The 13,525-nt window shown below is 67.3% G+C and carries 11 protein-coding genes; 7 read left to right on the top strand and 4 right to left on the bottom strand.

The window, feature by feature from the left end; genetic code table 11:
• Nucleotides 1–83 precede the first annotated feature (83 nt).
• The 7 genes from AAF184_08310 to AAF184_08280 all read left to right on the top strand — a co-directional run bounded on the left by AAF184_08310 (nucleotide 84) and on the right by AAF184_08280 (nucleotide 10,333).
• Complete coding sequence (locus AAF184_08310) at nucleotides 84–1,847, top strand: hypothetical protein (GenBank protein MEO0422322.1); 1,764 nt, start codon at nucleotides 84–86, stop codon at nucleotides 1,845–1,847.
• A 35-nt stretch (nucleotides 1,848–1,882) separates the two neighbouring features.
• A complete protein-coding gene (locus tag AAF184_08305) occupies nucleotides 1,883–3,547 on the top strand; it encodes a response regulator (GenBank protein ID MEO0422321.1) in 1,665 nt (554 codons plus the stop codon).
• A gap of 32 nt (nucleotides 3,548–3,579) precedes the next feature.
• Complete coding sequence (locus AAF184_08300; GenBank protein MEO0422320.1) at nucleotides 3,580–4,941, top strand: energy transducer TonB; 1,362 nt, start codon at nucleotides 3,580–3,582, stop codon at nucleotides 4,939–4,941.
• A 138-nt stretch (nucleotides 4,942–5,079) separates the two neighbouring features.
• Nucleotides 5,080–6,366 carry an acetyl-CoA C-acetyltransferase gene (locus AAF184_08295; protein ID MEO0422319.1) on the top strand — a complete coding sequence of 429 codons (1,287 nt, stop codon included), beginning with the start codon at nucleotides 5,080–5,082 and terminating at the stop codon, nucleotides 6,364–6,366.
• A 46-nt stretch (nucleotides 6,367–6,412) separates the two neighbouring features.
• Nucleotides 6,413–8,512, top strand: coding sequence for a 3-hydroxyacyl-CoA dehydrogenase NAD-binding domain-containing protein (locus AAF184_08290; protein ID MEO0422318.1), 2,100 nt, complete (start codon nucleotides 6,413–6,415; stop codon nucleotides 8,510–8,512).
• Entirely contained in the window at nucleotides 8,509–8,943 is a 435-nt protein-coding gene (locus tag AAF184_08285) for an acyl-CoA thioesterase (GenBank protein MEO0422317.1), read from the top strand. The genes AAF184_08290 and AAF184_08285 overlap by 4 nt, the downstream gene beginning before the upstream one ends.
• A gap of 295 nt (nucleotides 8,944–9,238) precedes the next feature.
• Nucleotides 9,239–10,333, top strand: a complete 1,095-nt coding sequence (locus AAF184_08280; GenBank protein MEO0422316.1) for a cyclic nucleotide-binding domain-containing protein — start codon at nucleotides 9,239–9,241, stop codon at nucleotides 10,331–10,333.
• A 4-nt stretch (nucleotides 10,334–10,337) separates the two neighbouring features.
• On the opposite strand, the gene AAF184_08275 is transcribed toward AAF184_08280, so the two are convergent.
• The 4 genes from AAF184_08275 to mltG all read right to left on the bottom strand — a co-directional run.
• Entirely contained in the window at nucleotides 10,338–10,688 is a 351-nt protein-coding gene (locus AAF184_08275) for a PilZ domain-containing protein (protein MEO0422315.1), read from the bottom strand.
• A gap of 72 nt (nucleotides 10,689–10,760) precedes the next feature.
• Nucleotides 10,761–11,828, bottom strand: a complete 1,068-nt coding sequence (holB, locus tag AAF184_08270) for a DNA polymerase III subunit delta' (protein MEO0422314.1) — start codon at nucleotides 11,826–11,828, stop codon at nucleotides 10,761–10,763.
• Complete coding sequence (gene tmk / locus AAF184_08265) at nucleotides 11,821–12,492, bottom strand: dTMP kinase (protein ID MEO0422313.1); 672 nt, start codon at nucleotides 12,490–12,492, stop codon at nucleotides 11,821–11,823. The genes holB and tmk overlap by 8 nt, the downstream gene beginning before the upstream one ends.
• Nucleotides 12,485–13,525: endolytic transglycosylase MltG (gene mltG / locus AAF184_08260; protein ID MEO0422312.1), on the bottom strand; the 1,041-nt coding region annotated here is incomplete at its 5' end. The genes mltG and tmk, both read right to left, overlap by 8 nt.

Genomic DNA, 13,525 nt, shown 5'->3' with positions numbered 1-13,525 from the left:
CTAGCAACTTGCGGTGGTAATCTCGGGAGGATTCACGCTGGGACAACACCGGCGAGGGGTTTCCACCACCACCGGGGGCACACTTGCTCAAAGCGATCGGCGCATGGTTAGCGGCCGGCGTGCTGTGCGGCGCGCTAGTGCTGCTCGTGTTGGCTTCGAGACCAACCTCGGATGCGGCGGGTAACGACGCAGCACAGGTGCCGGCGGTTCGCCGGATCGCCGTCGAATACGCCGATTTGCTCGCCAACCTCGACCCCTATCAGCTTACCGCTGACGCCTCGGCTCGCGGTGACCGCTCACTCGCCGAACTGAATACGGCCATCGATGCGCTCGACGGCACCAGCAACACGCAAGCGCAGGCGCTGATCCTGGCCGGTCGTGATGCCCTGACGGCCGGCGGCGCCCTCGTCGATCATCGCGCCCGCCTGTCCAACCACGTGGCCTGGCTACGTGGCCAAGGCCCGCAGGTGGTGCGCCAGCTGCGCGAGAGCGGCAACAGTCTGACCGCCGAGCGTGCCTTCTCCCTGCTTACCCGCGCCGTGGACGCCGCCCGCCGCGGCGGGGGCACGGACCAGTCCTCCCTGGGCGAGGACGCCGAGCTGCTGCGGGCCGACACGGTAGATCTGCCCTACCTGACACCGCTGCTCGATGCGGTCGAGTCTGTGGCGGGCGATCGTCCGCTCGCCGACGCGTCCTTCGCGCAATTGGAGGCGCTGTCGATTCCGCGCCTCGCCCGTCAGGCCGAAGCGAGCCTGCTGCGTGGCTCGACCAACCTGGGCGCCGCCCAGGGCTGGGCCGCGTTGTCTGCGTTCTCGGCCTTGTCGCTCGCTGCCCTGCTGCTCCTCGGCCTGCGCAAGCTAGAGGAGGACGCGATGCCGGCCGTCGCGGCGGCGGCACCCCGCCCCCTGGTGGCGGACGTGGAGGCGCAAACCGACGTCCAGCTGCGACTGGCCGAGCAGCTGGCAACCTTGGACGATGCCATCGCCGACCTGGAGCTAGCGCAACGTGGACTGGCCCAGCGCCGCCACGCTGACCAGCTCGAGCAGGTGGCCGCGCAGATCGACTCGAAGATGAACACACCCCTTTGGTACCTGCGCAGCAACACCACCTTGGTGGATGAACGTTTGGATGAGCTGCAGGGCTTCGTCGACCAGACGGCGCAAACCCTCGCCCTGTTCAGTGGCGAACAAACCGATCGCCAGCGCGTTGCCGAAGGCCTGACGGCCCTGCGTCGCACCCTGCGCGAGAACAACCTGACGGACAGCGTGGTGGAAGTGCGCGGGCTCCTGCAGGACAACGCCGACGGCCTCGATGACCTGACTCGCGATGTCGGTTCCATCGTGTCCGGCCTGCAGCATGCTGATCAGTCCCCGGCGCCGGACCTGGCGGCCCTCGTCGGCCAGGTGGCCGGGCAGTGGGCCGCGGAACGTTCCGACGCGCCGGTGACGGTTGCCCTCGATGGGCCCATCATCGTGGACGCCTCCCAGGAGCCCCTTCAGCGGGGCCTGGCACGGGCGTTCACGGCGCTGGCGCCGATGGATGCGAAGGCGCGAGGTCAATCGATCATGGCCAGCGCCCACCGCGACGGCCAACAGGTACAACTGATGCTGGCGGCCGCCCAACCCGTCGGTCAATCCGGCACGGGTGCCGGCCTCGATCTCGCCATCGCGGCCAAGCTCATCGCCGGCGCGGGAGGTCAGCTCCAAGGCGGCGACGCGGCGGATGGGACGGACTCCACCATCACCATCACCCTTCCTGTACTGCTCGCCCAACAGGAGCCGGAGACGGCCCTAGTGTCCACCCCTAGCACCGCCGATCCCGACGGCGAGCAGGCCACCGCGAGCTGACGCCACACGATGTGCAGACACGGACCCATGCAGGCATGAATCACGAAGATCGACTCGAGTCAGCCTCGCGATTGAAGTTGCTCTTCGTCGACGCCGACCGGCGCGTACTGAACAGCCTGCGTGCGATGTTCCGCCACGACCACGATGTTGTTGCAGCCACCCATGTGCACGAGGCACTCCAGGCCTTGGACGAGACGCCGGTGGACGTCGTGGTTGCGGACGATCGCCTACCTGACACCAACGGCCTCGATCTGCTGCATTGGGTTCGCCTGCGCGCGCCCGAAGCCGCCAGAATCCTGCTGGTCGGTGCTGGGGAGCAACCCTACGACGCGGCCACCATTCGCCGCGCCCAGCTCTTTCGCGTGCTCTCCAAGCCGTGCGCCCCCGATGTGCTGAGGGCGACCATCGCTCAGGCCGGGCGCACCGCACGCGTCGGACGTGCCAGTGCCCTGGTGCGCGCCGCCGCCAGCGCCGCCCAGCCTGATAGCGCCGCTAACGACATCCTTCGCGAAGACAAGGACGGGACCCGTCCGGTGCTGACGCTGAGCGACGACGATTCTGGCCTGCACCGCACCTTGGATGGCGCCGAGCACACCTTTGGCGGCACGCCCCGGTCGATCGACTCGGCGAGTGTCACCGGAAGTGTCCCCCTTGCCGACGTCGATGCGATTCCGGCGAACACCGAGGCCTCCCCCGCTGCGATGACGGACGCGTCGACGCCCTCCTCCGAGGGCGGCCTATCAGCACCATTCGCCACGCCGGACACAGCCTCGAGCACCATCGACGATACTGACGTTGCTCCCGCACCCGGTGAGAGCACGGACGAACACAGTCGCCCGATCAGCACCCGCGTCTGGAGCGCCCACGGGATCACCGTGGAAGAGGACGCCTACGACGACCCGACCGACACGCAACGGGTCTTCGCCAGCATGCTCCACGATAAGTCGACCCGCCCGCCGCACGCGACGGAGGAGAACACCTCTCCGGCGGTGCAGGTGAGCGCCTCGCTCGCCGCCGACTCGGGCGGTCACAGCGTGCTCCCGGACGCCCCTCTGGCCGGCCCTATCGGTGGCGTCGGCGAGGCGCTGCCGGGCGCAGCGATGCCTCCGCAGCCGCCTGCGGCGCCGCGGGCGTCGACCACCGCCCCGGTGGTGCCTACCGAAGTGCTGCTGCTCTCGGACGATGCCATCACGCGCGCCGAGCTACGACGCGCCCTCGAACGCGTCCACGTCGTGGTGGATGCGGCGTCGCCGGACGCGGCCTTGAACGCCATCTGCAGCTCCTGTTGCGCGGTCGCCCTGGTCGACGGTCGAGGGCGCTCGGCACGAGCGGTGGAACGCACCGCACGCACCCTGCTGGGCGCGGCGCCGGAGCTGAGTATTCTCGTGTTCGCGGAAGTGTCCGAGTGTGCCGCCCTGTTCGAACTCCCCGCTCGCGTGCCCGGTATCATCAGCTTGCTCTACGCTCTGCCCACACCCCAGCAGCTGTTCGGCGCTCTCAGCTGGGCGCACGCGGTGGCCACTTACGAGACTGAGCTGCTCGATGCGGCGCTCGCCGTGCCGCCGGTGGTGGTGGATCCGCCTGTGGCGCAGGCGCGGGGCCTGCCGAGCGCGGCCGCTTCGACGCAAAGCACTGGCGCCTTGCTGAGCGACCGCCTACGGCGCGTGAGCCGGTTCCTGACCGGTGCCCACGACGACTGAGAGCTCTGACCTAGCCGCCGGAGATAGCCACCATGCCCTTGCTTTCGCGCCAACCCAGCATCCTGCTGCTTCAGGTCGCCGCCCTCGTCGGTGTCGGCACGGCTGCCGCGTGGTTTGCGGGCGGCGCCTTCGGCATGGCCTCGGCGGAGGCCGACGCCCTGGTGCGCGTCGCGAACGCGGTCACCGTCGATGGGGAAGCCCTGCCGGCCAGTGAGGGCGATGATGCCACGCTGGCTAAGGATATCGATCGGCTATTGGACAACGCGAACCTCGCCATGGCCGCCGAGCAGTACTTCTCGCCCCCCGAGCAAAACGCTCGCGGCTACTACGAGTCCGTGCTGGCGCTCGCCCCGGAACACGTGCAAGCGAATCTCGGGCTCGACCGACTCGCCGAAATCGTGCTCGAGCGCGCGACGGGCGCTCTGGCGGAGGAGCAGGTACAAACCGCGATCAACCAGCTCGCTGCCGCCAAGTCACTGCGCCCCGGTCATCGCCTCGTGGCACTGGTAGAGCAGCAACTGCAAGCTGAGCGGTCGCGCCTGATCAACACCGCCGAGATTCTCTCGCGCTCCGGCAACTTCGATGTGGCGAGCGACATGCTGTCGCGGGCGGAGGCGATCCCGGGCCCAAGCGAGGACGGACTGCAAAACGCCTGGGACGAGTTGGGGAACCTGCGTGCAGCCGCCGTGACAGCCGCCGCTGCTGAGGCAACCGCCAACGAGGCTGCTATCCTCCAGGCCGAAGCCGCGCGGGTGGAGGCGCAGGCGCAGTCTGAACGCGAGCGTGCCCTTCAGACCCGCATGGGTCAGCTATTGGCGTCCGCGCGCGGGGCGATCGAGGAGGATCGCTTGCTATCGCCCGAATGGGAGAACGCCAAGCAGCTTATCGCCGAGCTCGACTACCTCGAGGCCGACCCCGTCGCGATGGCGCGCCTGCGTGGCGCCTACCTCAACAAGCTCATCGATGGCGTTGCCCAGCGTATCGAGGGCGGTGATTTCGATTCCGCAGAGGGCTGGATCACCGAAGCGGCGATGGTCAATGAACACGATCAACGCCTGCCCACCTTGCGGGACCAAGTCGCCGCCGCGCGGCACGCCGCGGAAAGCGAACGGATCGCCAACCTCAACGAATTCGAGTTTGCCAACTACGTACCCCCTCGCTACCCCACCGTTGCCCGCCAGCGCGGGGCCGAGGGCTGGGTCGATGTGGAGTTTCTGGTGCAGGAGGACGGCAGCATCACGGACATCGTGGTACTCGACTCCGCGCGCACCGCAAACTTTCGCGACGCAGCGCTGACGGCGATTCGCCAGTGGCAGCTCGAGCCGCGCACTTACCTCGGGCGTCCCCTGTCGCAGCGGGTGCGTACGCGGCTTGCCTTCCGCCTGGGCGACTAGCGTCTCCCGCAGAGCGCCACGCGCCAGCTGCGCTACACTTCTCGTCTGGGCACACTGCCCGCGCCGTCTGGCGCACCCCCTTGATCCACGCTCACAGCATCAGCCCCCACAAGGAGGCACACCATCGCCACGACTGCCTTGAGTGGCCGTCCGGTCTACTTCGTCGACGGTTTGCGCACCCCCTTCCTGAAAGCCCGTGGAAAGCCCGGTGCCTTTGCCGCGTCGGACCTGGCGGTGCAGGCAGGCCGCCAGCTGCTCGCTCGCTTGCGGATCTCCCCCGAAGATGTCGACGAGCTCGTCATCGGCTGCGCGATGCCCTCGCCCGACGAAGCCAACATCGCCAGGGTCATCGCCCTGCGCCTGGGTTGCGGCGAGCGTGTGCCGGCGTACACCGTGATGCGCAACTGCGCATCAGCCATGCAGGCCCTCGACAGTGCCGCCAAGGACATCGCCCTCGGACGCTCGGAGCTGGTGCTCGCCGGCGGCACGGAGGCGATGAGCCGAGCCCCCGTCCTGCTCAACGACGAGGCCGTGAATTGGCTGGCCGCCCTGAGCCAGGCCCGTACGCCGCTCCCCAAACTGAGCACCCTCGCGCGTTTGCGACCCAAGCACCTGACGCCGGTGTTGAGCTTGGTACGTGGCCTCACGGATCCCATCGTGGGACTCAATATGGGGCAGACCTGCGAGGTGATCTCCCACCGCTTCGACATCACCCGCGCGGCCATGGATGCCTACGCGGTCAGAAGTCATCAGCGCCTGGCCCAGGCGTACGACGATGGCAGGATGTACGAGGTGACACCGCTGTTCGACGGCGAAGGTCGCCTGCACGACGCTGACGATGGCCTGCGTCGCGATTCGAGCGCCGAGAAGCTGGCGCGCCTGCGCCCCTTCTTCGACCGTTCCGTGGGGCTGGTGACGGCCGGCAACAGCTCACAGATCACCGACGGCGCGGCCCTGCTCCTGCTCGCCTCCGAAGACGCTGTAGAGCGCTTCGATCTTCCCGTGATCGGTAAGCTGGTGGATGTGGAATGGGCCGCCCTCGACCCGTCGGAGATGGGCCTTGGGCCCGTGCACGCGTCCACCCCCATCCTGCAACGCCAGGGACTGTCGCTCACCGACATCGATACGGTGGAGCTGAACGAAGCCTTCGCCGGGCAGGTGCTGGCGTGCGTCGCGGCCTGGCAAGATGCGGACTACTGCAAGGCACACCTCGGCCTCGAAGCAGCATTTGGGCCCCTGGCAGCCCATCGCCTGAACGTGGACGGCGGCGCGATCAGCTTGGGCCATCCGGTGGGGGCGAGCGGGGCGCGAATCGTCCTGCACGCCCTGGAGATCCTCAAGCGCAGCGGGGGGCGGCGCGCCCTTGCCACCCTATGCATCGGCGGCGGACAAGGCGGTGCCATGCTCCTGGAGCGACCGGCCTAGCGCCGGCCGCCATACCTATCAACGGCAACAGTTCGGAAGCCCTCATATGAGCTCACCCAGCAGTGCTGCCATCACGGCCGACGCGGGCGATAGCCAGCCTCTCGACGATAGCTTTCCCACCACCGAACACTGGCGCATCGAGTGCGACGATGAGGGCCTGTGGTGCCTCACCCTCGATCGCGCACGCAGTAGCACGAATGTGCTGTCGAGCCTCGTGCTGGGGGAGCTGGAGGCGTTGCTGCACACGGTGGCGCGTCGCTCGCCTAAGGCGGTCATCTTCTGTTCCGCGAAACGTGGTTTCATCGCGGGCGCTGACATCACCGAGTTCGAGCGCTTGTCCGACGCCGACGAGGCCTACACGCTGATCCGCCGAGGCCAGCTGATCATCGAACAGATCGCTGAGCTGCCCTGCCCCACCGTGGCGGCGATCAACGGCTTCGCCCTCGGCGGTGGACTGGAGCTCGCACTGGCCTGCCGCTACCGGGTCATGGTCGATGACCCCGCCGCCACCCTCGGCCTGCCCGAGGTGAAGCTCGGCATACACCCGGGGTTTGGCGGCACCGTACGGAGCATCCGACAGCTGGGCCCGGTGCCCGCCATGAGCATGATGCTGACAGGTCGCAACGTCCGTTCACGCGAGGCGAAGCGCATCGGCCTGGTCGACCAGGTCGTACCGGCCCGCCATCTCCTGCGCGCCGCCCGACGCCTGGCCCTCGCGCCGCCCGCGCCGCGCCAGCGTCCCGTCACCCAGACATTGCTCGATACGCCCTTCACGCGTGGTCTGCTGGCGCGGCAACTGCGCCGCCAGGTGGCACAGCAGGCTCGCCAAGCGCACTACCCAGCCCCCTACGCGATCATCGACCTGTGGCAACGCCACGGCGACTCCAGCCACGGCACCTTCCTCGAGGCCGAGGCGCGCTCCATCGCCGAACTCATGTGCTCGTGCACCTCTCGCAACCTGGTACGCGTGTTCGGCTTGCAAGATCGCCTCAAAGCCTTGGCGCCACGCAAAGCCCCCCGCGCGCAGCATGTCCACGTGATCGGCGCCGGCCTGATGGGCGGCGACATCGCCGCCTGGTGCGCGATGCGCGGCCTCACGGTCACCCTGCAAGACCGCAAAGCGAAGTACCTGGCACCCGCCTTCGAGCGCGCGGGCCGTCTATTCAAGCGCCGCCTGCGGGAGCCCAGAGCGATTACAGCTGCCTACGATCGTCTGCTTCCCGACCCCCAGGGCAACGGCGTGGCCAGTGCCGACATCATCATCGAGGCGATCTACGAGAATCTCGACGCCAAGCGGGAGCTCTTCGCGCAGGTGGAAGCCAAGGCGAGACCTGACGCGGTGCTAGCGACCAATACCTCGAGCATCCGCCTCGAACGCATTCGCGAAGCGCTGGAACAGCCGCAACGCCTGATCGGCCTGCACTTTTTCAATCCCGTCGCCAAATTGCCCCTGGTCGAGGTGATCGCGGCGCCTGGAGCGGATGCGGGCGCGTTGCAGCGCGGCTGCGCCCTGGTCAAGCAGATCGGCAAGTTGCCGTTGCCCTGCGCGAGTGCACCCGGCTTCGTGGTCAACCGGGTGCTGATGCCCTACCTGATGGAAGCGTTCACCGCTATCGAGGAAGGCGTCGCCCTGTCATCGATAGACCGCGCGGCAAAGGCCTTCGGCATGCCGGTAGGCCCCGTGGAGCTCGCCGACACTATTGGCCTCGATGTCTGCCTGCTGGTGTCCGGCGTGTTCGCCGAAGAGTTCGGTCTGGAGGTGCCCGAGAAGCTCCAACGCATGGTCGCGGACGGCAAGCTCGGGCGCAAGACAGGCGAAGGGTTCTATCAATGGCGCCGGGGAAAACCGGTGCTGGGGCCTTCGCAGGACGACGGCAAGGAACGCGAACTCGCCCAACGTCTGATCCTGCCCATGCTCAACGAGTCGGTTAGGTGCCTGCGCGAAGGGGTGATCGAAGACCCGGAACTATTGGACGCGGGCATCATCTTCGGCACGGGTTTTGCGCCCTTCACCGGTGGTCCCATCCACCATTCGCGGCGACGGGGTATCGATACGATCGTTGCCGAACTGACGGCACTGAGTGAGCGCCACGGACAGCGCTTCGCCCCCGATGACGGTTGGGATCGTTTGCGAGCAGCCCCATGAGCGAGATGTACGCAGCTGAGGACGCTCCCCCAAAAGGCGTCGCCACCGCGCGCACGATGGCGATGCCGCGCGACGCTAACTGGCTTGGCGACATCTTCGGGGGATGGCTCATGTCCCACGCTGACCTCGCTGGCGCGATCCTCGCCTACCAGCGAGCCGGCGGCAAAGTGGTGACCGTCTCCGTGAACGAGTTCCGCTTCCTGCAGCCGGTGTACGTGGGCGATGTGGTCTCTTGCTACGCCCACGTGGCCGAGGTGGGGACCAGTTCCTTGCGCGTCGCCATCGATATCCGCGTAGATCGTCCTGGTCGACACGACGCTCTGCCACTGCAGGTGGCGACGGCGTGTATCACCTACGTGCACGTGGGCGAGGATCGTCGGCCGCGGCCCGTGCCGAGCGACGCAGCCGACGTGAACGATCATGAAATGTGAACGATGTACCGGGTAATGCTGCAACCCGCTGCTACTCTGCGTAGTCGAACATATCGCGGGTAGGCTGCTGGTCGGATCCGCGTGCGGGTGGAGCGCGCCGAATGGCGCTATAACTCCCCAGGGGCGGACCTTGCGCTAGGGCGGAAACCTCACCTAGCGCCTTCCTCATTAAGGCGAGGGCCATGGAAATCAACGGGTTTACGGCACAAGGGCAGCAACAGCGCGGAGCGCGACGACAACCGTTCGCCGGGGCAAGCACCCTTGGGTGCTTGCTAGGTAGTGTAGAATGAGTGCAATGGCAAGCGCTGTGACCCGTTCCGACTCGCAGATCGGCTCCGCCCTGAGCGGCGGCGTCACCATGGCCGACGTACGTCGCCTCTCGCCCTTCGAAGGCTTGCGCAATGACAACCTCAAAGCGGTCATGGAGCGCGCCCGGAGCATCTCGCTGAAGAGCGGTGAGTGGGCCTTCCGCTCCGGCGACAACGACAAGCACTCCTACTTCCTGCTGACCGGCTCCATCGGCCTCTACACCGACGATGGCCGTCGCGTCCGCGCGGTGGAACAAGGCGGTCCTGAGGCCAGGGCGGAACTCGCCCCGATGAAGCCGCGCCGCCTCGGCCTGCGCGCGGAGAAGGACACCAAGTTGCTCGTGGTGGAGAGCGAGTTTCTCGAGATCATGCTCACGTGGGACAAGACCGGCTCCTACGAGGTGAGCGATCTCAATAGCGAGGATGGGGCCGGGGATGACTGGATGAGCGCCCTGCTCCACTCGGCGCTCTTTCAGCGGATTCCCCCGGGGAACATTCAAGCGCTCTTTCTCAAACTCGAGCGACGCCCGACGTCTGCCGGCGAGACGCTGGTACGTCAGGGCGACCCCGGCGACTACTTCTACTTCGTGATCGAAGGGTCTGCATCAGTGACGCGAACGTCGCCCCACAGCAGCACCGGTGGGTTCGTGCTCGCGACGCTCAACCCCGGTGATACCTTCGGTGAGGAAGCACTCCTGTCGGGACGCGAGCGCACGGCATCGGTCACCATGAACACCGACGGCGCCGTGATGCGCCTGTCCAACGACGACTTCTTCGAGCTCCTGTGCAAGCCCATGCTGAAGTTCGTCGACTACGAGCAAGCCCAGGGCATGGTGCTGACCAAGGACGCCCAGTGGCTGGACGTGCGGCTACCGACGGAGGTGCCCGAGGACAGTCAGCTCGAAGGGGCGATCTCCATCCCCTTGTTCATGATCCGCATGAAGTCCCGGTCGTTGGATCCGGCGCAGAAGCTGATCGCGGTCTGCGATGACGGCGGGCGTTCCACCGCGGCCGCCTACCTCCTCGCCGAGCGCGGCTTCGACGTGTACGTCGTGAAGGACGGCGTCGCGGGGCTGCGCTGAGCAGCTACATCGTGTGCGTCGGGCGATCGGCCGTGAGCTTGCCGGCGAGATAGTTCTCGATCTTCTCTTGCGTAGCCCCGCGGTCCTGCTCGCTGAACTGAACGCCGATCCCCGCCGTTCGCTTACCCTGCGAACCCTTCGGCGTCATCCACACCACGCGGCCCGCTACGGGTAGCTTCTCCGGCTCATCCATGAGGGTGAGCAGCATGAAGACCTCATCGCCCAAGCGGTAGGAGCTGTTGGTCGGGATGAAGAGCCCGCCATTCTTCACGAACGGCATATAGGCGAGATACAAGGCGCTGGTGTCCTTGATCGTCAGACGCAGGAGACCCGGTTTGTTGGGAGCTATGGCCATATTCTGAATAGTGGCAGATGTGTTGCGGTGGGCAAAGTGGCTAGATCACGCTCTCGCGCCGAGAAGTCGCGATCATGTGGGCTTACGACGCGTACGTGCGGGACGGGTCACGCGTGCCCAGTCGATCAACAGTCCCTCCAGGAGCAGCCTCGGGTTGGCCTGACCACGCAGGGTCAAGGTGGCTTCCGCGAGGCGATCGGCGAACTCGAACAGGTCACTCGGGGCCACCCAGCGCGCGCCCTGCGCGGCCAACACGCGGTAGCTCGTCGCCGTCTCCGGGCCCTCCTCCGCCCCCTGCGCGCCGCTCGCCAACCCCTCCCGGGCGATCGCATGCAGGGCGCCCTGCCACCAGGCGAGGATCCGCTGCATGTCGAGCTTCTCCCAGCCTCCGGCAACGTTGATCGGCTCCGCCCTGCCGAGGGCGATCTGACCGAGGGCCTCCGCCAGGCTCGATGCCTGCTCGGCGAACCCGTCCTCGACGAGCTGAAGCGCGGCCAGGGGCGATTGGCGTGCGAGCTGCAAGGCCTCCGCACTCGCCGTTGGCTCCACGCCTTGGTCGGCGAGCCAGGCTTGTGCCTGGGCGGGGTCTGGCCCGGCCACCGATAGCTGCTGGCAGCGGCTGCGGATGGTTGGCGCCAAGGCATCCAGTTGGTGGGTGATCAGCACCAGCACCGCTCCCGACGGCGGCTCTTCCAACGTTTTCAATAGGCTATTCTGTGCACTGACCGTCATCCCTTCGGCCGGGGTGATCAACGCCACCCGGCTGCCGCCGGCATGCGGCTTCAGGGCCAGTTCTGCGGAGAGCTCCCGTATCTGATCCACGGAGATCGTGGCTTTGCCCTCGGCTGGCACGAGCCGATGCAGGTCCGGGTGGTTACCGACCGCGGTCAGTCCGCAGCCGCGGCATCGTCCGCAGGGGCGCTCGCTCGCTTGCACCCCCTCGGCCTCGCACAGCCACGCATCGGCCAGGGCGTGGGCCAGGGCATCCTTACCCACACCTGCTGGACCGCTCAGCAGCAACGCGTGGGCTAGGGTCTGGGCGAAGCGTGCCTCCACCAGGCGCTCGAAGAGTGCGTCGAGCCAGGGCAAGACCACAGCCTGTCCCCGACCATCGCGCAAAGTCACCGGGGCCTTAGCCATCACCGTGCACCAGTTGCGCCGAGTAGCGCGCGGTGAGCGCCTCGCGAATGCGTGCCGCCACCGCGTCGGGCCCACCCTGGGCAGCGTCGATCACGAGGAACCGGTCTGGCTCCTGCTCGGCGAGCACCAGATAGCGGTCTCGCACCCGGGCAAAGAACGGTGCGGCCTCCTGCTCGAAGCGATCCGTACGTCCGCGGCGCGTGCGCACGCGAGCGAGGGCCACGTCCACGGGCGCGTCCAGCAGCACCGTGCAGTCCGGCGCCCTCAACTCCTCTCCGTGCACCCAACTCGCCAAGGTCTCGATTGGCACGTCATCGAGGCCACGCCCCGCGCCCTGGTAGGCGCGCGTGGCATCCGTGAACCGATCGCACACCACCCACTCCCCGCGACGTAGGGCTGGCAGGATCAAGTTGCTGATATGCGTCTGCCGGGCCGCAAACATGAGCAGCAACTCGGCCAGGGGCGGCAACTCGTCCCCCTCCGTGTCGAGGAGCACCTCGCGAATTCGTTCGGCGCGGGCTGTACCACCTGGCTCACGGGTGGCGAGCGCTGTCAGCCCCTGCGCCTCCAGCCAGGCAGTGACGGTGGACACCTGCGTACTCTTGCCAACCCCCTCGATGCCTTCGAGGGTGATCAGCTGACCGCGGCCCGAGTGACTACTCATCTGCCTGCTCCTGCTGCTCACGTTGCCGCTGACGCTGAAGATAGCGCCGCACGGCCGCGTTGTGCTCGTCGAGGGTGGCCGAGAACTGATGGCTACCGTCCCCTGCCCCCGTGGCCACGAAGTACAGGCTATCGCCCGACGCTGGGTGAGCGGCAGCGTGTAGCGAGGCGCGCCCCGTGAGGGCGATCGGCGTTGGCGGCAGGCCACCGCGTGTGTAGGTGTTGTAGGGCGTATCCGTGCGCAGATGAGCGCGGGTGATATCGCCCGCGTAAGCATCCCCCACGCCATAGATCACCGTCGGGTCACTCTGCAGGCGCATACGCTTGCGCAAGCGCCGCACGAACACCCCGGCGATCTTCTCACGTTCCTGTGCCAGGCCCGTCTCCTTCTCCACGATGGAGGCCAGCACGAGCAATTCCATCGGGGTCTCCAGAGGCAACTGCGGATCGCGTGATTCCCACTCGGCTTTGAGCGCGTCGCGCAGTCTAGAATGCGCTCGCTCGAGCAGCGCGACGTCCTCACTACCCTCTGGGAATTGATAGGTATCCGGAAAGAGCTGACCCTCGAGGGTCGCCCAGGCGCATGCGTCCCCCGTGCAGTCCGCCGGAAGATCGAGGGCCTCCACGATGGCCGCCGGGCTGCTGGTCGCCGGCGTCACCTTCACATGGGGATGTTCGCGAATCGCCGTGACCGCTTCGCGCACGGTCCACCCCTCGATCAGCGTGACCTGGTACTGGATGACATCGCCGCTCACGAGCAAGGCCAGGAGGCCTGAGGGGGTGAGATCCCCATCGAGCCGGTACTGCCCCGCCTGAATTCGAGTGGCGTCTCCCTGCCAACGCGCCAGCGCACGCCACCAGCGTGGGTGGGTCAACCAGCCGCGCTCCGCTAGGCGCTGCGCCAACCCGGAGAGCGAGGTACCGGGCTCGACCTCTAGCACCGAATCGGCAGGAATGGGCAGAGGGGACTCGAGCCAGCGCCATACCACGTGTGCTCCCCACGCAGCGGCGCCGCCAAGCAGCAGCAGGCTCAG

It is taken from the genome of Pseudomonadota bacterium (assembly GCA_039815145.1).
Classification (GTDB): domain Bacteria; phylum Pseudomonadota; class Gammaproteobacteria; order Steroidobacterales; family JBCBZW01; genus JBCBZW01.
Note: the sequence above shows the minus strand (reverse complement) of the source record. Positions and strands in the feature narration are given on the sequence as shown.